At 68.2% G+C, this 19,455-nt stretch carries 19 protein-coding genes; 13 read left to right on the top strand and 6 right to left on the bottom strand.

From position 1 onward, the window contains the following. From F8O03_RS08195 to lnt, 8 genes are all read left to right on the top strand, one after another. Entirely contained in the window at positions 1-918 is a 918-nt protein-coding gene (locus F8O03_RS08195; RefSeq protein ID WP_151423428.1) for an FKBP-type peptidyl-prolyl cis-trans isomerase, read from the top strand. Positions 919-927: 9 nt separating this feature from the next. Further along, positions 928-1,965: a helix-turn-helix transcriptional regulator gene (locus tag F8O03_RS08190; RefSeq protein ID WP_151423427.1), complete on the top strand. Its 1,038-nt coding sequence runs from the start codon at positions 928-930 to the stop codon at positions 1,963-1,965. Beyond that, on the top strand, positions 1,962-2,933 hold the full coding sequence (locus tag F8O03_RS08185) for a helix-turn-helix transcriptional regulator (RefSeq protein WP_151423426.1): 972 nt from the start codon (positions 1,962-1,964) through the stop codon (positions 2,931-2,933). Before F8O03_RS08190 ends, F8O03_RS08185 begins: the two co-directional genes overlap by 4 nt. A 66-nt stretch (positions 2,934-2,999) precedes the next feature. Further along, entirely contained in the window at positions 3,000-3,356 is a 357-nt protein-coding gene (locus tag F8O03_RS08180; protein WP_151423425.1) for a hypothetical protein, read from the top strand. Between the two features lie 4 nt (positions 3,357-3,360). Next, positions 3,361-3,711 (top strand): Sec-independent protein translocase subunit TatA, encoded by a 351-nt coding sequence (gene tatA / locus F8O03_RS08175; RefSeq protein ID WP_151423424.1) that lies wholly within the window; start codon positions 3,361-3,363, stop codon positions 3,709-3,711. A gap of 1 nt (position 3,712) precedes the next feature. After that, positions 3,713-4,573 carry a twin-arginine translocase subunit TatC gene (tatC, locus tag F8O03_RS08170; RefSeq protein ID WP_244296066.1) on the top strand — a complete coding sequence of 287 codons (861 nt, stop codon included), beginning with the start codon at positions 3,713-3,715 and terminating at the stop codon, positions 4,571-4,573. Next, positions 4,570-7,020, top strand: coding sequence for a DEAD/DEAH box helicase (locus F8O03_RS08165; protein WP_151423423.1), 2,451 nt, complete (start codon positions 4,570-4,572; stop codon positions 7,018-7,020). Before tatC ends, F8O03_RS08165 begins: the two co-directional genes overlap by 4 nt. After that, positions 7,017-8,561 (top strand): apolipoprotein N-acyltransferase, encoded by a 1,545-nt coding sequence (lnt, locus tag F8O03_RS08160; RefSeq protein WP_151423422.1) that lies wholly within the window; start codon positions 7,017-7,019, stop codon positions 8,559-8,561. The genes F8O03_RS08165 and lnt overlap by 4 nt, the downstream gene beginning before the upstream one ends. A gap of 115 nt (positions 8,562-8,676) precedes the next feature. Here lnt and F8O03_RS08155 read toward each other — a convergent pair whose 3' ends face one another. After that, entirely contained in the window at positions 8,677-9,045 is a 369-nt protein-coding gene (locus F8O03_RS08155) for an RNA polymerase-binding protein RbpA (protein WP_104252867.1), read from the bottom strand. 98 nt (positions 9,046-9,143) lie between these two features. Then, positions 9,144-9,914: a glycerophosphodiester phosphodiesterase family protein gene (locus F8O03_RS08150; RefSeq protein ID WP_151423421.1), complete on the bottom strand. Its 771-nt coding sequence runs from the start codon at positions 9,912-9,914 to the stop codon at positions 9,144-9,146. 52 nt (positions 9,915-9,966) lie between these two features. Between F8O03_RS08150 and F8O03_RS08145 the strand changes: the two genes are divergently transcribed. Then, positions 9,967-10,743, top strand: coding sequence for an SDR family oxidoreductase (locus tag F8O03_RS08145; protein WP_244296060.1), 777 nt, complete (start codon positions 9,967-9,969; stop codon positions 10,741-10,743). 132 nt (positions 10,744-10,875) lie between these two features. Here the strand turns inward: F8O03_RS08145 and F8O03_RS08140 are convergent, their stop codons facing one another. From F8O03_RS08140 to F8O03_RS08135, 3 genes are all read right to left on the bottom strand, one after another. Then, the gene (locus tag F8O03_RS08140; protein WP_167516520.1) at positions 10,876-11,340 is read right to left on the bottom strand and encodes an SRPBCC family protein; all 465 of its coding nucleotides are present in this window, start codon (positions 11,338-11,340) and stop codon (positions 10,876-10,878) included. Positions 11,341-11,360: 20 nt separating this feature from the next. Beyond that, the gene (locus F8O03_RS18060) at positions 11,361-11,612 is read right to left on the bottom strand and encodes a hypothetical protein (RefSeq protein WP_167516519.1); all 252 of its coding nucleotides are present in this window, start codon (positions 11,610-11,612) and stop codon (positions 11,361-11,363) included. 116 nt (positions 11,613-11,728) lie between these two features. Then, a complete protein-coding gene (locus F8O03_RS08135; protein WP_151423419.1) occupies positions 11,729-12,622 on the bottom strand; it encodes a LysR family transcriptional regulator in 894 nt (297 codons plus the stop codon). A gap of 83 nt (positions 12,623-12,705) precedes the next feature. Between F8O03_RS08135 and F8O03_RS08130 the strand changes: the two genes are divergently transcribed. The 4 genes from F8O03_RS08130 to F8O03_RS08115 all read left to right on the top strand — a co-directional run bounded on the left by F8O03_RS08130 (position 12,706) and on the right by F8O03_RS08115 (position 17,956). Beyond that, positions 12,706-13,554: a PhzF family phenazine biosynthesis protein gene (locus F8O03_RS08130; protein ID WP_151423418.1), complete on the top strand. Its 849-nt coding sequence runs from the start codon at positions 12,706-12,708 to the stop codon at positions 13,552-13,554. Between the two features lie 199 nt (positions 13,555-13,753). Next, the gene (locus F8O03_RS08125; RefSeq protein ID WP_151423417.1) at positions 13,754-14,620 is read left to right on the top strand and encodes an AraC family transcriptional regulator; all 867 of its coding nucleotides are present in this window, start codon (positions 13,754-13,756) and stop codon (positions 14,618-14,620) included. 144 nt (positions 14,621-14,764) lie between these two features. After that, positions 14,765-15,814, top strand: a complete 1,050-nt coding sequence (locus F8O03_RS08120; protein WP_167516518.1) for an LLM class flavin-dependent oxidoreductase — start codon at positions 14,765-14,767, stop codon at positions 15,812-15,814. A 126-nt stretch (positions 15,815-15,940) separates the two neighbouring features. Beyond that, positions 15,941-17,956 (top strand): ABC1 kinase family protein, encoded by a 2,016-nt coding sequence (locus tag F8O03_RS08115; RefSeq protein ID WP_151423415.1) that lies wholly within the window; start codon positions 15,941-15,943, stop codon positions 17,954-17,956. Here F8O03_RS08115 and F8O03_RS08110 read toward each other — a convergent pair. Further along, complete coding sequence (locus tag F8O03_RS08110; RefSeq protein ID WP_425280950.1) at positions 17,953-19,413, bottom strand: amino acid permease; 1,461 nt, start codon at positions 19,411-19,413, stop codon at positions 17,953-17,955. The two genes, F8O03_RS08115 and F8O03_RS08110, sit on opposite strands and share 4 nt — an antisense overlap. Positions 19,414-19,455: the final 42 nt, after the last annotated feature.

Genomic DNA, 19,455 nt, shown 5'->3' with positions numbered 1-19,455 from the left:
ATGCAACGACGACTCCCCGCGATCGCCGCGGCCGTCCTCCTCTCCCTCGGACTCGCCTCGTGCGCCGGCAGCTCGACGCCCGTGGCGAGCGGCGACGCGCTCAACGGTGTCGAGGTCACCGGCGAGTACGGTGCCGCTCCCGCCGTGACGATCGGCGAGGTCTCCGGGCTAGGCGAGGAGATGGAGCGCCGCGTCGAGGTCGAGGGCGACGGCGAGGAGATGACGCTCGATTCGACCGTCACCGCCAACCTCACGGTCTACGACGTCGGCACGCAGGCGGAGCAGAGCCCCTACGGGCCCCTCGGCCAGGTGCTCGACCTCAGCGATGAGGGCATCCCCGGCTATCTCAGCGGCCTGTTCGACGGCGTGACCTCGGGCTCCCGCGTCGTCGCGCTCATCCCGTCTGCGCTGCTCCTGGAGGGCACCGCCAACGCGGGCGCGACGGACACGCCCCCGGCACTCGTCGTCGCCGATGTCATCGAGGTCCCGGAGACGCGTGCGACTGGCGCTGAGCAGGCACCCACGCAGGAGCTCGTCACCGTGACCGACGCAGCTGAGGGGGCACCGCAGATCACGATCGCGGAGGGCGCAACGGCACCAGACGAGCTCGTCCTCGACACGCGCAAGCTCGGCACCGGTGCCGTCGTCGCCGAGGGCAGCTCCGTCGTCGTGCAGTACACGGGTGTCCTCTTCGCCAACGGCGAGAAGTTCGACAGCTCCTGGGACCGCGGCCAGCCAGCCCAGTTCTCGACCACGGGAGTCGTCGACGGCTTCGCGCAGGCGCTCGTCGGCCAGACCGTCGGCTCCCAGGTCATCGCCGTCATCCCACCCGCGCTCGGCTACGGCGACCAGGCAAGCGAGACGATTCCGGCCGGCTCGACGCTCGTCTTCGTCGTCGACATCCTCGGCACGATCTAAAGTCGAGGCGTGACGCACGAGCGAACAGACCGAGCGAAGGCCCCCGCGGCCGCGGAGCGCCAGTTCTCGCTCATCCTCGCGCTCCTGACCACGGAGCGCGGGCTGACGAAGAGCGACGTCTTCGAGACCGTCCACGGTTACGCAGACGACAGCCGCGACAGCACGTCACCGACGGCTGCTTCGGCGCGCGAGAAGCGATTCGAGCGCGACAAGGCCGAGCTGCGTGACCTGGGGGTGCCTCTCGAGGTCATCGACGACCCATCGGCGGCCGGCAACAACCAACTGGCCCGCTACCGCGTGCCGCGAGGTGGCTTCGCGATGCCAGCCGGACTCGAGTTCGACGCCGACGAGACCTCCCTGCTCAGCCTCGCGGCGCAGGTGTGGCGCGAGGGGTCCGTCTCGCAGGAGTCGAGGCGGGGCCTCATGAAGCTCAAGGCGCTCGGTGCCCGGACGCACGAGGACCTCATCGGAGTGGCGCCGCGCCTGCGCGCCCGGGACGCCGCCTTCGAACCGCTCTCCACGGCCATCGAGCAGGGACGGACCGTCTCCTTCTCCTACTCGAAACCCGGCGAGGACGGGGCTGGCGTCCGCCGCGTCGAGCCGCTCGCGCTCGTCTTCGCCGACGGCAACTGGCTCCTCGTCTCCTACGACCTGGACCGCGCATCCGAGCGCATGTTCCTGCTGTCCCGCATCGTGTCCGCGCCGCGACAGATCGGGAGCGCCGACGTGTCGCGCTACCCGGGGGTGACCGCAGAGCAGCACGCGGCGAGAGCCCTCGAGGAGCTGGCGGAGCTCGCCGGCAGACAGCGCGCGAGGCTCGAGGTGCGCGAGGGGTCCGACGCCGAAGTCCGCCTGCGTGGTGACACGCGAGCGACGTCAGGGCCCTGGCTCGGGGTCGAGCTCGGCTACACCGACGTCGGCCTGCTCGCAGACCGCATTGCGTCCTTCGGCCCAGAAGTCAGGGTCATCTCACCGCCAGAGCTCAGAGGCCTCGTCGCCTCGAGGCTGGCCTGGGTCGTGTCGGCCCACACCGGAGCGCCCTCGTGAGCCCGTTCGTCTCGGCTGACCGCCTCGCGCTCCTCGTCTCGCTGGTCCCGTACCTCCGCCAGCAGGACGAAGCCGTGCCCGTCGAGACAGCCGCCGCCCACTTCGGCGTCAAGCCCAAGCAGGTGCGCGACGCCGTGAGGCTCATCGCCGTCTCGGGGACCCCGGGAGATGCCGGCGTCTACAGCCACCTCGACCTCTTCGACATCAACTGGGACGCGTTCGAGCTGCAGGACCTCATCGAGGTGACCCACTTCGTCGCACTCGAGGAGGCACCGCGCATGTCGAACCGCGAAGCCGCCGCGGTCATCGCGGGGCTCGGCTACCTCAGAAGCCTGCCGCGCCTCGTGGATGAGTCCCGCATCGACACGCTGCTCGGCAAGCTCGGGCCAAGCGGGGCGGCGCCCCACTTCGCCTTCGGGACGACGGGGGAGCATCCGGCAGCCAGGGATGCCGTGGCCGCAGCCATCGCGACGAACAGACGGCTCCGCTTCCGGTACCGCAGGGAGGATGGCGTCGAGAGCGTGCGTCACGTGGACGCGTTCACGCTCGAGACGCTCGGCGGCGACCTGTTCCTGCACGGCTGGTGCCTGGAGCGCGACGCCGAGCGGGTCTTCCGGCTCGACCGCATGCGAGACGCCGTGGTCACCGACGTCCCCGTGCCGTCGCGTCCAGAGGCCAAGCGGGGAAGACCGATCTTCACGCCGAGCGACGACCACGTGGTCGTGAGGCTCGAGGTCGGCGCCGCCGTGCTGCCGCTCGTGCGCGACTACCTCCCACCGGGCGAGCCGGTTCCGCAGACGGATGCGCGAGGTCGGGCCGTCGTCGACGTGCGCATCGCATCCATGCAGCATCTGGCACGCCTCGTCGCCGGGAACGCGGGCGAGATGCGCGTGCTCTCACCCGACTCCGCGCGAGCCGCCGTGCTGCAGTGGGCCGCCGACGCGCTCCGCGATCATCACGAAGACTGAATCTGGACGCGAGTCCAGGGCTGCGGCCTGGCGATTCACCTCAGAGCAGGTATCGTTGGAGTCACTATGCCGTGGTGGAGTTGGGTTCTCATCTGGGTGGGCCTCGTGCTCATCCTGCTCGCAGTGCTCGGCGCGCTCGGCTACTGGCTCTTCAGGAAGGTCATCCTCCTGCAGGGCGAGCTGGCGAAGTTCGAGGTTCTCCTCGAGGCGCTCGAGCAGCGTGCGCAGACCCTCGTCTCGTTCGCGCCGGCCCGGAGCAATGCGATCGTCCGCGGACTCCGAGAGGTCCAAGTCGAGCGAGGCGAGCTGAACGACGTGCGCGACGAGACCAAAGAGCAGCGACGCGAGCAGCGCCTGGAGCGCGCCCGTGATCTGACGACCGCAGACCCGTTTCAATATGAACACCTTGTGAAAGGCAACTGACACCATGCCGAATCTGACTGGCCCACACCTCATCATCATCCTGGTGATCGTCCTGCTGCTCTTCGGTGCTCCGAAGCTTCCCGGCCTCGCGAAGAGCATCGGGCAGTCGATGCGCATCTTCCGCGGCGAGGTCAAGAACATGAAGAAGGACGACGAGGTCGACGTCCCCCCGCCGTCCGCCGACGTCTACTCGCAGCCTGCCGCGACGACCGCGCCTGCGGCTCCGCAGGCACCGGCGGCGCCCCAGGCCCCGGTGACGCCCCCGGTGCAGAGCTCGGCCCCGGCCGCGCCGGCGCCCGAGGCACCCGCCGCGCCCAGCACGGACGCCAGGGGCAACACGGGCACCTCCAACTGACGTGACCGTTCAACCCGAGGGGGCTCCGCTGGCGGTCGAGCCGACGAAGTCGAAAGCGAAGAAGAGCCGGAAGCGCGACCCTGACGGGCGCATGCGCCTCGCGGAGCACCTCATCGAGTTCCGCAACCGCCTCATCATCTCGGCGATCGGCATCGTCATCGGCATGGTGGGCGGGTTCCTGCTCACCGACTGGGTGTTCAACGTGATGGCGGATCCCATCCGTGAGATCGCGGAGGCGCGGAACCGCAACGCGGACCTCAACTTCGAGGGGATCACAAGCGCGTTCGACCTCCGCCTGCAGATCTCGCTCACGCTCGGCATCATCATCTCGGCCCCGGTCTGGCTCTACCAGATCTGGATGTTCATCGTCCCAGGGCTGAAGAAGAACGAGCGCTGGTACGCGCTCGGCTTCGTCGGAACCGCGATCCCGCTGTTCCTCGCCGGGGTGTGGGTGGCCTGGATGCTGATGCCCCGCATCGTCGAGGTGATGCTGAGCTTCGCGCCAGCTGAGAGCGCCAACTTCATCAACGCGGCCAACTACTACAAGCTGATCATGACGCTCTGCTTGGCCGTCGGCATCGCCTTCATCCTGCCCGTGATCCTCGTCATGCTGAACTTCGCTGGCATCATCACGGGAGAGGCCATCCTGAAGGGGTGGAGGGTCGCCGTGCTTCTCGTCGCCCTGTTCGCCGGCATGGCGACGCCGTCGGCGGACGTGCTGTCCATGTTCTTCCTCATGGCCCCCATGCTCGCGCTGTACTTCCTCGCCGTCGGCATCGCGATCATCAACGACAAGCGACGAGCCAGGAAGCACAAGAAGTTCGAGGCCGACCTCGCGGCAGCCGAAGCGTCCGCTGCATGACCCAGAGCCCGTCAGAGCGCTTCGCCGCGAGCAGGGCGCGCGCCAAGCTGCAGCAGTTCGAGCTGTTCAGGCGTGAGCTGAGCTTCGACCTCGATGAGTTCCAGATCGCGTCCTGCGCGAGCGTCGAGGCGGGCCGGAGCGTGCTCGTGGCAGCCCCGACCGGTGCAGGCAAGACGGTCGTCGCCGAGTTCGGCGTGTTCCTCGCGATGCGACAGCCGAACGCGAAGATCTTCTACACGGCCCCCATCAAGGCGCTGAGCAACCAGAAGTTCAGCGAGTTCGTGCGCCGCTACGGTGAGAGCGAAGTCGGACTGCTGACGGGTGACGTCAACATCAACCCGCGGGCCCGCATCGTCGTCATGACGACTGAGGTGCTCCGCAACATGCTCTACGCGGGCAGCGATCTGCTCGACGACCTCGCCTACGTCATCATGGACGAGGTCCACTACCTCGCAGATCGCTTCCGCGGCGCAGTCTGGGAAGAGGTCATCATCCACCTCCCCAGCGAGGTGCGCCTCATCTCGCTCTCGGCGACGGTCTCGAACGCCGAGGAGTTCGGCGACTGGCTGCAGACCGTCCGCGGTGACACGGACGTCATCGTGTCCGAGGAGCGACCGACCCCGCTGTTCCAGCACGTGCTCGTCGGCCATCGCCTCTACGATCTCTTCGAGACCCGCGACGGCGACATCGCGGACCGCGTGAACCCCGATCTGGTCAGGGCGACTCAGGGCGGTGGTGGCCGACGCGAGGACGGCCGCGACCGCGACCGCGTCGGGAGGCGCGGGCGGGGGAGCAGCTGGAAGGAGCAGCGCTTCCAGGCGCCGCGCGCCGACCGTGCAGGTCTGACGAAGATGCTCGACGACGCGGACATGCTGCCCGCGATCAACTTCATCTTCAGCCGCAAGGGCTGCGACCAAGCCGTGTCACAGGTGCTCCGCGCCGGCGTCTCGCTGACGACCAGGGAGGAGCGCGACGAGATCAGGTGGATCGTCGAGGACCGCTGCCGCAACCTGCTCGACGAGGACCTCGGAGTGCTCGGCTACTACGAGTGGACGGAAGGTCTCGAGCGGGGGATCGCCGCGCACCACGCCGGCCTCCTGCCGGCCTTCAAGGAAGTCGTCGAAGAGCTCTTCCAGCGGAAGCTCGTGAAGCTCGTCTTCGCCACCGAGACGCTCGCCCTCGGCATCAACATGCCCGCCCGGACGGTGGTCCTCGAGAAGCTCGAGAAGTTCAACGGCGAGTCGCGCGTGCCGATCACGCCAGGCGAGTACACCCAGCTCACCGGCAGGGCGGGGCGTCGAGGCATCGACGTCGAGGGGCACGCAGTGGTGCAGTGGGTCGGGGGGATGCACCCGCAGGCGATCGCCTCGCTGGCCTCCCGTCGTTCGTACCCCATGAACTCGAGCTTCAAGCCGACCTACAACATGGCGGTCAACCTCATCGACCGCTTCGGTCGCGCTCGCACGCGCTCGGTGCTCGAGTCGTCGTTCGCGCAGTTCCAGGCTGATCGCGCCGTCGTCGACCTGGCCAAGCGCGTTCGACAGCAGGAGGAGGCGCTCGCCGGCTACGAGGACGGCATGAAGTGCCACCTCGGCGACTTCTTCGAGTACTCGCGCATCCGGCGCGAGCTGAACGATCTCGAGCGAAAGCGCATCCCGCACGACGAGGCGCACCAGCATGCGGCCCGTGAGCGGCGGCAGGCGAAGCTCAACCAGCTGCAGACCGCGCTCAAGCGTCACCCCTGCCACGTCTGCCCCGACCGGGAGCAGCACGCGCGCTGGGGCGAACGCTACTGGAAGCTGAAGCACGAGAACGACAAGTTCACCCGGCAGATCGAGTCCCGCACGGGTGCCGTCGCGCAGGTCTTCGACCGGATCACGGAGCTGCTGCTCGAGCTCGGCTACCTGGCCCCCGCAGATGGCGGAGACAAGGACCTGGCGGTCACGGCGCACGGGCGCACGCTCGCGCGCATCTATGGCGAGCGCGACCTGCTCATCGCCGAGTGCCTGCGCAGGCAGGTCTGGAACGAGCTGAACCCGCAGCAGCTCGCCGCGATGGCTGCCGTGCTCGTCTACGAGCCGCGTCGAGAAGAGGAGACCCTCGAGGAGTACCAGCTGCCGCGCGGCGCCTTCCGCGGGGCGATGCAGAAGACTGAGCAGCACTGGCAGGGGTTGGATGAGCTGGCCGAGCGCTTCCGGGTGCCGCGTTCGTCCAGGCTCGCGACGAACCTCGCGCCAGCCATCTTCCACTGGGCGCACGGTGCTGAGCTCGAGCGTGTGCTCGACGAGTCGAATCTCGCGGCCGGCGACTTCGTGCGCTGGTGCAAGCAGGTGCTCGACGTACTCGACCAGATCGAGAAGGTCGCAGAGGGCACGTTCGCGACCACCGCGCGCCAGGCCGCGAACAGCGTGCGCCGCGGGATCGTCGCGTACTCGGGGGTTGGGTGAGGTCGTTCTGGCTCTCGCTGCTCGCCGCCGTCGCCGGTGGACTGCTGCTGAGGGCCGCGTTCCCCGGACCCGCGCTGTGGCCCCTCGCCTTCGTCGGCACAGGCCTCGTGCTCTGCTCGCTCATGCACCGCTCCGCCGGCGGCGCGTTCCTCGTGGGCCTCGCGTCGGGGCTCTCGTACTACTTCCCGCTCATCGCCTGGGCGTCTCTGTTCCTCGGCCCGGTGCCGTGGAGCGCCCTCAGCATCCTCTCGTCGCTGTTCTGGGCCGGGGGAGCGGTGCTCATCGCGCTCACCTACCGGCGCGTCACGGCGCGCTGGGAGTCGGGCGCCAAGCGCCTGGTCTTCGTCCCAGCGGCCGTGGCTGGCCTCTGGACGCTGCGTGAGGGGATCTACTCTGCGTGGCCCTACGGCGGCTTCGCGTGGGGTCGCGTCGCCCAGTCGCAGTCGGCGAGCCCGTTCGCGGAGCTCGTCTCCTGGCTGGGCCTCTCAGGCATGGGCTTCGTCATGGTCTTCCTCGTGGCGCTCGTCCTGGAGCTCGGCCGCTCGCGCGCCCGCCCGCTCAGCTGGGCGACCGCGGCCGCCGCCGTCCTGGTCGTCGCCGCCGTGCCCCTGTTCCCCACGAGCACGATCGGCTCCACCCGGATCGCGGCGGTGCAGGGCGACACACCCGAGGCCGCCTACTTCGTCGAGGGGGACCCTGGCGAGGTGTTCCTCGGCCACGTGGACGCGACGCGCACCATCCCCGACGACGCCGACGTCGACGTGATCCTCTGGCCAGAGGGCTCCATCGACCTCAACCCGGAAGCCTCACCGGGAGTCCGCAGGACGCTCGATCAGCTCAGCGCGACGTACGGAGCCCCCATCGTCGCCAACACCGTGACGGTCGAGCCGGGGGAGACCCAGGCCGAGGACCGCTTCTTCAACTCGCAGTTCGTGTGGGACGCGGAGGGCGGCTGGGGCGACCAGTACGACAAGAAGCACCCCATCCCGTTCGGCGAGTACGTCCCCGACCGGGACTTCTGGTACTCGCTCGCTCCCGACCTCATCGGCATGATCGGCCGCGGATACTCGCCGGGGGAGCGCGACAGCATCCTCGAGATCGGCGACATCAGGGCTGGCACCTACATCTGCTATGACATCGTCGACGACGTGCTGATCAGGGATGCCGTCCTGGGCGGCGCGACGGTGCTCTTCGCGCCGAGCAACAACGCCGACTTCGGGAAGACCGACGAGCCGGCGCAGCAGCTCGCGTTCGCCCGCCTCAGGTCGATGGAGACGGGACGCTCGCTGGTGCAAGCATCGACGGTGGGGATGAGCGCCATCTACTCGCCGGAGGGGCGCACGCTCGCGGAACTGCCCTGGTACGAGCCCGGCGTGATGATCGTCGACGTCCCACTGGCCGATGGCATGACGCCCGCTGTCCTCTTCGGCCGAGGTGTCGAGATCACCCTCGGGGTGCTCGGGCTCGGCCTCCTCGTCGGCGCGGGCAGCTCGAAGGCGCAGCGGATGCGCGACTCCGCGACGCGGATCCCGCTCCGGTAGTGCGCGCAGAGCGTGTGCGCCCGGCTCCACCACGGTGCGAGACCACGAAAGGGACGAAGCCTCAGGCTTCGTCCCTTTCGACGTTCACGGTCGCTCGCTGAGCGACCTCCGGGGGTCAGACGTCTTTCGCGCCCTTGGTTCCGCGCCGTGAGCGCAGGAACGCGAGCCGCTCCTGGAGGACCTCTTCGAGCTCCTCCCGAGTGCGACGCTCGAGCAGCATGTCCCAGTGAGTGCGCTGGTGCTTCTGCTCCGGCGCCTCGTAGGCGACCTGCTCGCCACCTTCATCCAGCAGACGACCCTCGTTGCCGCTCTTCGGCGACGCCCAGACCTCGGGCACCTCCGCTTCGGCGGCAAAGGTGACGGCGAAGCGCTCACCCAGTGTCGTCTCGTACGTTCGCACCTGGCGGTCGACAAGGACAACGCCCTCGTCACTCTGCAGGCTCTGTGCGCCGAGCCGCATTCCGCGCAGACTTCGATCAGCCATGCTGACCTCCTCTCCTCGTCAGTGCGGTTCTACTACTACCGGTCAAACGTGCGATTGTGCCGAGGTATTCCCGCGCGTTCCAGCATTTCCTCGAAAACTCATAGATTTGCGTGACGTCGCACGACCTCGGCGGCCAGATCGGCGCGGTCCGTGACAAGACCGTCGACGCCGCGCTCGAGGAGCTCGCGCATCCTGGCGGGGTCGTTGATCGTCCAGACGTGCACCTCGGGCACGTGCCGGTGGAACGCGCGCAGCCGCGCGGGGGAGAGCAGGTCGAGACCTGCGGCGCGCTGCGGGATCTGCACCACGGATGCGCCCAGAAGCGCCCGGCGGAGCAATCGGCCGGAACGCACGGACATCGCGATCAGCGCGGCGGCGATGCCCTGGCTCGCCACGCCTCGAGCCGCTTCTGGCAGCAGGGCGGCCGTGCGCCGCAGTCGAAGCGCGGAGAACGAGGTGATGAGCACTCGGGACGCCGCGTCTGCTCGCCGGACGGCGTCGGCCACGGCCTCGGCAGCGTCCGCCGACTTCACGTCGACGTTGAATCGCGCGGCAGGGAACTCCTCGAGGGCGTCCTCGAGCAACAGCAGCCTGGCGCCCGGCGTCTGCCCCTGGGACGTGAGCCCGACCAGCGCGGATGCGGGGGAGTCAGCGACCCGCCGGTCGCTGCCGTCGAAGCCCTCCAGCGCCTCGTCGTGCCAGAGCACGGCCCGCCCGTCCGCGGACGCCCTCGCATCCGTCTCGATGTGGGTCGCCCCGACGTCGAGAGCGGCGCGGAAGGCCTCCAGGGTGTTCTCCGTCGCCTGCAGAGCGAGGCCGCGGTGGGCGAGGATGCGCGGTCCAGCGCCGGCCAGGTACGGGTGCTGCATGGGTCCAACGCTAGTGCGCGGGGGCCGCGCCGCGCCCAATAGACTCGGAGGCATGGCTGAACAGATTCTCAACCCGCTGGCCGCTGGTTCCCTTGAGGGCAAGCGCGCGCTTGTCACGGGGTCCTCGCGCGGTATCGGCGCGGACACCGTCAAGTTCCTCGCGCAGGCTGGCGCCAAGGTCGTCGTGAACTACCGCAACAAGGAGGCCCGCGCCGTCAAGCTGGTCGACGCGATCACCGCCGACGGCGGCACCGCGATCGCCGTGGGGGCCGACCTCACCGATGAGGCGAGCCGCCGTGAGCTCTTCGCGAGCATCGAGAGCGCCTACGGCGGCCTCGACGTGCTCGTCCTCAACGCATCCGGCGGCATGGAGTCCGGCCTCGGCGAGGACTACGCCTTGAAGCTCAACCGCGACGCGCAGGTCGAGACGCTCAAGGGCGCCATCGAGCTCATGAAGGACGGCGGGCGCGTCGTGTTCGTCACGAGCCACCAGGCGCACTTCATCCGGACGACGCCGACGATGCCGGAATACGAGGCGGTCGCCAGCTCCAAGCGAGCAGGAGAGGACGCCCTGCTGGCGCTCGTGCCAGAGCTCGCCGAGCGCGGCGTCGAGTTCGTCGTCGTGTCCGGGGACATGATCGAGGGGACGATCACGGCGACGTTGCTCGACCGCCTCAACCCGGGTGCGATCGCCGCTCGCCGCGAGGAGGCTGGCAAGCTCTACAACGTGCAGGAGTTCGCTGCCGAGGTCACCAAAGCGGTGGTCGAGCCGGTTCCGGCCGACAACCTTCGACTCATCGGCGACACGTCCGGGTTCGTCACGGAGTAGCGGCCCTGGCGCCGTCCCGCACGGCTGCCGGACCCGAGGCTGAGATGCCCGGACCTCACGGTCCGGGCATTCTTGTGTCTCCGACGCGCCTGGTCGGTCGCGAACGGGCGGGGGAGAGCAGGCCAGGGGAGCTCAGGAGTGCTTGAGCGAGTTCGTCGCGAGCTTGCGGCCCGGACCGTCTTCGAAGAGCTCCTGGAGCTGCAGCAGGTGCTCGCGCCAACCGTCTCGGTACTTCGCGACGTGGATCTCCGCGTAGTCGCCCCGTGGGAATCCCTGCTCGAGGACGCGCACCTTGCTCTTCTTGTCTTTCTGCTGCACGACGACGAGGACGACGTCCGTCTCGAAGTCGCCAGATTTCGTCTTCCAGGTGAAGTGCAGCTCCTCGGGAGCATCGATCTTGGTGATCGTTCCGGAGGTGATACGGGGCTTCTTCTTGCCTGGGCGCAGGGAGCGTGCGGTGATCTTCGCTCCGCGCTTGATCTTGAATTCGGATTCGGGCCACCAGAGCTCACGGAGGTCCTCGTCGACGAGTGCCTGCCAGATGAGCTCAGCGGGTGCCTTGATCCGCACGCTGATGTCGATGCTGGGGGTGAACACCGCGCGTGGGGCTTCGGTCGCTACTTGCGGCTTTGGCCCACGAGCTGCCACGGGATGAACAGCGCCAGCGAGTTCAGGAGGATGCCCGCCAGGAACACCAGGAGGCGAAGCGTGTCGCCGTCGACCTGGAACGCCAGTCCGTAGCACCAGATGCCGGCGCCGAAGATGATGATGCAACCGATGGCAATCAGAACGCTCACGAGTGTCGGCTCCCAGGATCTCGATGTGGCGCGAGCCACGAAGTCAGCCACGGCGAAGTGCTCACCGTGCATGCACAGCCTACTTGATCGCGAGCGTCGCCCTGGTTCAACGCCGTACCAGAAGGGCGAATCATCTGCGGCACCAAGTCGGATGCTCGGCGCAATCGTCGTCGACCACTCAGCGAGTCTCAGTCAGCTGCCATGAGCCCGGGGGAGAGGACTCCGACAACGGCGTCAACCGCGGGCGACGAAGACCGTCGTGAATCCGTGACGACCTGCAGCGGAACGTCAGGCCGAGGCAAGGTGGGGACTCGAACGATCTTGCCTTGATGTTCGGCGGCGCGTGCCGCCATCTCAGGAAGCACACCGAGTCCGAGGCCAGCTTCGACGCAGGCCCGCACCGCTTCGATGCTCCCAAATCGCGTGACGCTCGGTGCAGAGGGTGTAGAGACGGAGAGGTCACGAAGGAAGCGATCGGCATAGCTGCAGCCACCCTCAAGCAAGAACAGCGACTCCTGTGCGATGTCCCCAAGCACGGAGGGAGGACGCCGAGCGATCTCATGGTCCGACGCGACGTAGACGGCGATCCGCTCACGCGTCAACATGGACGCGCTGAGACGCGAGGGAGGTAGCCGCTCGTCGAGAACAAGTCCGATATCGAACCTCCTCTCGAGCACACCACGGCTGACGTCTTTGGTTCCCGCTGGCACCAGATGCACTCGAAGAAGCGAATACTCATGTCGGAGTTTGGCGAGAATTGTCGGCAGGCGAAAGGCGCAGATCGACTCCGGCGCGCCGACGACAACATCACCCTGGACCACAGACGCGTCGAGCCGAGCTGCCGAGAACAGCGACTCCTCCATGTCGAGGAGGTCCTGCGCCCGTTCCCGCACGCGAATCGCGGCCTCAGTGATGCGCACGCCGTCACGCCGGCGGTCGAACAGTCTCACGTCCAGCTCCCGTTCGAGCGCCTGCAGACGCACCGTCACAGTGGATTGCGCGAGGTGCAGCTCTTCGGCGGCCGCCGTGAGGCTGCCGCGGCTAGCTACGGCGAGGAACGTCTTCAGGAGTGCAGTATCCACGGGCCCAGGCTATCGACATCGGCGATGACAAGGATGCAAAGAATTCAATTGCCTCGATGGACGCGGCGGAAGATACTACGGACATGTCTTCGACACTACGCTACGCAGCATTCACCACTGATCCGGACGGGGGCAATCCTGCCGGCATAGTTCTCGATGCACTCGAGCTGGATCCCCGTGAGCGACAGCACATCGCTGCCGAACTCGGGTACTCGGAGACGGCCTTCGTCGAGCCTGGCCCTCGTGCACGGGAGTACAAGATTCGATACTTCAGCCCGGTGGCCGAGGTTCCATTCTGCGGCCATGCCACGATCGCATCGGCTGTCGCCCTCGCAGACCGCGAGGGTCCGGGCGACATCGTGCTGGAGACATCGGCCGGACGCGTCGATGTCGCAACCGAGCGCGTCGACGGCTCCATCAGAGCCGCAATGACGAGCGTCGACACCCGAAGCCACCCTGCAGACGAGTCCCTGGTTGCGGCGGCGCTGGCAGCACTCGACTGGAGGAAGGGCGAGCTGAACACCGACTTCCCACCACACGTGTCATTCGGGGGAGTGAATCACCTCGTTCTGACCGTCTCAACACGAGAGCGACTCGCCGAACTCGAGTACAACTTCGAGAACCTCAAGCGCATCATGTCGTTCAATGATCTGACCACCCTGCAGCTCGTCTACGTCGACGGCGCTGGTGAAGTCGTGCATTCGCGGAATCCGTTTCCAGTCGGCGGGATCGTCGAAGATTCAGCGACCGGAGCGGCGGCGGCGGCGTACGGTGGCTACCTGCGAGCGCTCGGTCGAGTCACCGCACGGCGATCGTTCACCATCCTGCAGGGCGAGGACATGGGACGACCGAGTCAGCTCACGGTCACCGTCGACCCGAACTCAGCTCGCGTGACGGTCGCCGGACACGCGGTCGAGATCCTCACGCCATAGGCGTGCTCCACACCTCGCATGCGCGGGCTGGCATCCGATAATGCACATTATGACATTACGAGCCCTCGGCCTGGCTCCCCGACCGCATCGGCGAGCCGATGGCGCTGACGGCGCCGACTCGCCGCACTGATCGCATCGGACCCCGATGATCGGGTGCGCGTCCGATCGCTCAGCCAGGATCATCCCCGAAGGAGGAACCGTGATCTCGATACTCAACCGCATCGTCGAGCACGTCGAGGCACACCTCGGCGACCAGATCGACGTTGCCGAACTCGCCGCCTCGCTCGGCACCACCGAGTACCACGCACGGCGGATGTTCTCCTCGCTGGCAGGCATGCCCCTCAGCGAGTACATCAGACGACGGCGCATGACCGCCGCGGCCGGCGACGTGCTCGGCGGCGACGAGCTGCTGGAGATCGCGACGCGGTTCGGCTACGGATCGACGGAGGCATTCGGTCGAGCGTTCCGCGCCGTGCACGGCTCCACCCCGGGCGAGGTTCGACGCTCCGGCGGACCTCTCCGCTCGCAACCGCACCTCAGGTTCCGCCTGACCGTAGAAGGGAACTCCCCCATGGATACTCGCATCATCGAACGACCCGCCTTCCAGCTGATCGGGCACGCAGCCCGCGTTCCGCTCATCCACGCCGGCGCGAATCCGCACATCCAGGCGCACATCGCGGCTCTCCCTCCAGCGGAGCACGCGCGACTCAAGGCGCTGAGCTCCAGCGAACCGACCGGATTGCTCCAGGTGAGCGCGGACGTCGACCCCGACTCCACAGAGGGCACTCCCCTGACCTATCTCCACGGCGTCGCCATGGAGCACGACGTCGTGGGTCCGGAGGACCTCGACGTCATCAGGGTGGCTTCGGGAACCTGGGCTGTCTTCACGGCCTCTGGGGGCTACCCGGCCGCACTCCAGCAGCTGTGGGCCGCGACGGCGACCGACTGGTTCCCGTCCAACCCGTGGCGACTGCGCCAGGGCCCGTCGATCGTCGCGATCATCGACCGCTCCCCCGACTTCAGCACGGCTACCTGTGAGCTCTGGCTGCCCGTGGAACGGAGCTGAGCGGCACTGATCCACCGCTGACACCGCATCCGCCTAGATTTTATATCTTTATGATCTAGGTGCCTGCCGCTCCTTACCTGGCCTTACGCCCTGTGACGAGGGCGTGCGGCGATGCGCACAAGCAACGGGATGCTTGGGTGCATCATGAGCGATCTCCCCACGCCGCCAGCGTCCACCGCCCCGAAGCGGCTGTCCTTCCTCGCCTTCGTCGAGCACACGGGGGTCACGTCGAATCGCTCGCTGGGGCTCCAGGAGGGGCTCGAGCTGTTCGAGTACGCGGAGGACCTCGGCTACGACACGGGATACGTGCGTCACCGCCACCTCGAGACCTACCTGTCCTCACCGTTCACGTTCCTGGCCGCCGCCTCCCAGCGAGTGAAGCGAATCCGCCTGGGAACGAGTGTCACTCCCCTGCGGTTCGAGCAGCCCGTTCGCCTCGCCGAGGACGCGGCGACGCTCGACCTCCTCGCCGAGGGTCGGCTCGAGCTCGGCCTCAGCTCCGGGTACGCGGCGACCGAGTCGACCTTCGCGCAGGCCTTCGGCAGCATCGAGGGCGACGACGTGCGCGCGCTGGTGGATGCGCGACTCACCGCATTCCTGAGCGCCGTGGAGGGACGCCCCGTGGCGACCGCAGAGACGGACCTCCCGTTCGCCGAAGCGGGCAGCGAGCTCACCGTCCAGCCGAACAGCCCGGGACTCCGGGAACGCGTCGCGTACGGCGCGGGCGGCGGCTCGAGTGCGCTGAGGACCGGCCAGCGGGGGCTGCGCCTGCAGCTCTCGACCCTCAACACGGAGATCGGCGAGCTCGGCTTCGAGGACGCGCAGGCCGCGTTCATCGGCGCCTATCGCGATGAGCACGCGCGGGTCGCGTCGGCGCCCTCGTTCGCCTCGGTGAGCCGAGCCATCGCGCCCTACGACACACCCGCCGAGCGCGCGGAGCTGGAGTGGCTGCTCGAACGAGACGCCGAGCGCGCCACGAACGTCGGCGGCGGCCTCCTCCCGTTCCAGTTCGGGCGGGTGGCCCACGGCGCCGGGGAGCAGGTCGCCGCAGCCCTCGCGGACGACGCGGGCATCCACGCGGCCGACGAGCTGGTCATCGCCCTCCCCTTCGACTACCCCGCCGAGACCCAGCGGCGAATCCTCCGGCAGTTCGCCGAGGACGCGGCACCCCACCTGCCGTACCTCAACCGCTGACGGACGCGCTGACGCATGCCCTGACGCATGCGCGAACGCCGTGCGCCGCGCACCGCCGAGCCACGATGGCCCGGGCGCTGCGCTTGCCGATAGCCTGGGCGAGTCCCCCATCAGACGAGGAGCGCCGTGTTCGCCAACGCCCTGCTGATCGCCGTCGCGATCCTCGCCGCCATCCTCGTGGGGCTCGTGTCACGCCGCGTACTCGGTGTCCCGATCGGGTACATCCGCGCGATCATCGTCGGTGCCCTCGTCGTCGTCGCCTCGATCCCCTTCGGCAACTGGATCATCAGGGAGACCGGCGTCGACCAGCTCGAGGACGGCGAGACCAACTTCACGGTCGTCGTGGTCGTGGTCCTCCTCGCCGTCTCGTGGATCTTCGCCCTCGGCGTTCTCGTCCTCGTTGCCCTCGAGGCGACGATCCCCACCCGCGCGTTCCCGAACCCGATCGAGCTCGTCCGCTCCGCCATCCGGCGTCGCAGCCGCACGAAGCGCTACCTGCAGATCCTCACGATCGCGTCGCGCGACGGGGCCGGCTGGCTGCTGCACGGGCGGCGGACCTCGACCGCAGAGGGGCGGACAACCGCCCAGCAGCGCGCGGATGCCCTCATCACCACCATCAACCACGCCGGCGTCACCTTCGTGAAGCTCGGGCAGGTCCTCTCGACGAGACGTGACCTCGTGCCGGAACCCTACCTCTCGGCACTCGCACGGCTGCAGTCCAACGCGACGACGGTGCCGTGGCCCGAGATCGAGCGGGTGCTGAAGAGCGAGCTCGGGGTGCCGCTCGACACGATCTTCCGGGAGATCGACTCCACTCCTCTGGCGGCCGCCTCGGTCGCGCAGGTGCACCGCGCCCGCCTCGTCGACGGCACGCCCGTCGTCGTCAAGGTGCAGCGACCGGATGCGCGAGCGCAGGTCGAGGCCGACGTGGACATCATCGGGCGCCTCGCGGACCGCGCCGAGACGCACACCGCGCTCGGCAAGGAGATGCGGCTCTCGGCGATGGCCGCCGGCTTCACGACGACGCTGGAAGAGGAGCTCGACTATCGGGTCGAGGCCAGGAATGTGCACATGATCGAGAGCACGATGCGCGACATCCACGCGGGCTCCCCCGACCTCAAGGAGATCGCCATCCCGGCCGTGTACTCGGCGGCGAGCGCGCGCAGGGTCCTGACGATGGACGTCATGGACGGGAGCCCGCTGAGCTCCGCAGCCGACCGCCTGGATGCGCTGGGCCCAGAGGCCCGCCACGACCTCGCGCAGACGCTCATGGAGACGGTCATCGAGCAGATCCTCGTCTACGGCGTCTTCCACGCCGACCTGCACCCCGGCAATGTGTTCATCCGCGACGACGGCACGCTCGGCCTCATCGACTTCGGCGCGATCGGCATCGTGCAGCGAAGCCAGCGCGAGCACCTGGCCGCGTTCCTGCTCTCGGCGGCGAGCGACGACGACGTGTCGGCCGCCGACGCGCTGCTCCTCATCGTCGACGCTCCCGAGGACCTCGACGTGGAGGCCTTCCGGCACGACATCGGCATCGCACTCACCTCGGTGCAGCACTGGCCTCGCGGGGAGGGGTCGATCTTCACGATGATGCTCGACGTCATCCGCAAGCACCACCTCGCGCTCCCCTCGACGCTCGCCTCCGCGTTCCGCAGCTTCGCGACGCTCGAGGGGTGCCTTCGCGTCATCGAACCGGACTTCGACTTCGTGCAGCGCGCGCTCCCCTTCGTGCCGAAGCTGCTGAAGCAGCTTCTCGCACTCAAGCGGGTCGTCGGCACCGCGCAGGCGAAGGCGGCCATCGCCGCCGCCTACGCTGCCCGCATGCCGAACCGCATCGACACGATCGTCTCGAAGCTCGAAGACGGCGAGCTGAGCGTGCGGGTCAGCCCGTTCTCCGACCGGCAGGACCGCAGCTGGCTCGGGGGGCTCGTCAGCCGAGGCATCGACACGGCGGTGGCCCTGACCGCCGTGATCCTCGCGATCGTGCTGGTCGTCGCGGGCGGCGGTCCAGCGCTCGCCCCCGGCCTGCAGCTGTTCAACCTGCTCGGGGCGGTGATCGGCCTGCTCGGGTTCTTCGGCATCCTGCGCGCCATGCTGCGCTCCATCGTCGGATCCAGGGGGCAGTCGCTGACGGATTAGGGGGCAGTGCCCTCGGCGAGCTCGTCGAGTTCCTCCGCCTGCCGACGGGCGACCCGCTTGCGGACGACGAAGCGCCACATGAGGCCGAGGCCGAGGAACCACAACGGCAGCACGATCAGGCCGGCGCGGGTGTCCTCGCCCATGGCGAGCGCGACGAGGATGAAGGCGAAGAACGCCAGGATCACCCACGGCATGAACCGTCCGCCCGGCATCTTGAACGTCGAGGCCTCGTGGAGCTCAGGGCGCTTCTTCCTGAACATGAGGTAGCTGACGAGGATGAACGTCCACGTCGCGATGAAGTTGAGGGAGCTCACGGAGGTCACGACCGTGAACGCCGCCATCACGTTGTCACCGAGGGCGAGCACGGGCAGTGCCGCGAAGAGGAACGCGGTCGTGAAGAACACGCCCTGCGTCGGCACGCCACGCGAGTTCAGGAGGCCGAACCGCCTCGTCGCCTGTCCGTCCGCCGCGAGACCGTAGAGCATCCGCGTCGACGAGTAGAAGCCGGAATTGGCGCTCGATGCCGCCGAGGTGAGCACCACCAGGTTGACGACGATGGCCGCCGCCGGGAACCCGATGAGCTCGAACATCGAGGTGAACGGGCTCACTCCCGGCTGGATCTGGTCCCAGGGTGTCACCGACATGATGATGACGAGCGCGCCGACATAGAAGACGAGGATGCGCACGACGACCGAGTTGATCGCCTTCGGCAGGTTCTTCTCCGGGTCCTCCGCCTCGGCGGAGGCCGTGCCGACGAGCTCGATGCCGACAAACGCGAACACGCCCATCTGGAAGCCCAGGATGAACCCGCTGATGCCGAACGGGAACATGCCGCCGTGGTCCCACAGGTGCGAGACCGAGGCCGTGACGCCGTCCGCGCTCGTGAAGCCGGTGACGAGCAGGAAGATGCCGACGCCGATGAGGGCGAGGATCGCCACGACCTTGATGATCGCGAACCAGAACTCCGTCTCGCCGAAGGCCTTGACCGGCTGCAGGTTGAGGAGGAGCAGGCCGATGGCCGTGGCGATCGCGGGCGCCCAGGCGGGGATGTCCGCGTTGAAGAACGCCACGTACCCGGTGATGGCCACGATGTCGGCGATGACCGTGATGACCCACGCCAGCCAGTACGTCCATGCGACCACGAAGCCAGCCCAGGGGCCGATGAGGTCGGCCGCGACGTCCCCGAACGTCTTGTAGCCGAGGTTCGAGAGCAGCAGCTCCCCGAGCGCCCGCATGACGAAGAACAGCGCGAAGCCGACGATGGCGTACACGAAGATGATGGACGGGCCCGCGAGGCTGATCGTCGTGCCGGATCCCAGGAACAGGCCCGTCCCGATCGCGCCGCCGATGGCGAGCAGCTGCAGGTGGCGCGCCTTCAGGCCACGACGGAGTCCGCCGTGCCCTGTGGCCCCACCGTGCGGGTCCTGCGTCGCGGTCTGCACTGGCTTGCTGGTCACCGGAATCCCCTCGATACTGCTCGATGCCGAACCCGGGAATTC

It is taken from the genome of Pseudoclavibacter terrae, assembly GCF_008831075.1.
GTDB classification, from domain to species: domain Bacteria; phylum Actinomycetota; class Actinomycetes; order Actinomycetales; family Microbacteriaceae; genus Pseudoclavibacter; species Pseudoclavibacter terrae.
Note: the sequence above shows the minus strand (reverse complement) of the source record. Positions and strands in the feature narration are given on the sequence as shown.

Excerpts from the sequence above, each read along its gene's own strand:
- F8O03_RS08150 (WP_151423421.1), bottom strand. The coding sequence starts at position 9,914 with ATGCAGCACCCGTACCTGGCCGGCGCTGGACCGCGCATCCTCGCCCAC.
- F8O03_RS08130 (WP_151423418.1), top strand. The coding sequence starts at position 12,706 with ATGTCTTCGACACTACGCTACGCAGCATTCACCACTGATCCGGACGGG.
- F8O03_RS08120 (WP_167516518.1), top strand. The coding sequence starts at position 14,765 with ATGAGCGATCTCCCCACGCCGCCAGCGTCCACCGCCCCGAAGCGGCTG.
- F8O03_RS08145 (WP_244296060.1), top strand. The coding sequence starts at position 9,967 with ATGGCTGAACAGATTCTCAACCCGCTGGCCGCTGGTTCCCTTGAGGGC.
- F8O03_RS18060 (WP_167516519.1), bottom strand. The coding sequence starts at position 11,612 with ATGCACGGTGAGCACTTCGCCGTGGCTGACTTCGTGGCTCGCGCCACA.
- tatA (WP_151423424.1), top strand. The coding sequence starts at position 3,361 with ATGCCGAATCTGACTGGCCCACACCTCATCATCATCCTGGTGATCGTC.
- F8O03_RS08180 (WP_151423425.1), top strand. The coding sequence starts at position 3,000 with ATGCCGTGGTGGAGTTGGGTTCTCATCTGGGTGGGCCTCGTGCTCATC.
- F8O03_RS08195 (WP_151423428.1), top strand. The coding sequence starts at position 1 with ATGCAACGACGACTCCCCGCGATCGCCGCGGCCGTCCTCCTCTCCCTC.
- F8O03_RS08165 (WP_151423423.1), top strand. The coding sequence starts at position 4,570 with ATGACCCAGAGCCCGTCAGAGCGCTTCGCCGCGAGCAGGGCGCGCGCC.
- F8O03_RS08155 (WP_104252867.1), bottom strand. The coding sequence starts at position 9,045 with ATGGCTGATCGAAGTCTGCGCGGAATGCGGCTCGGCGCACAGAGCCTG.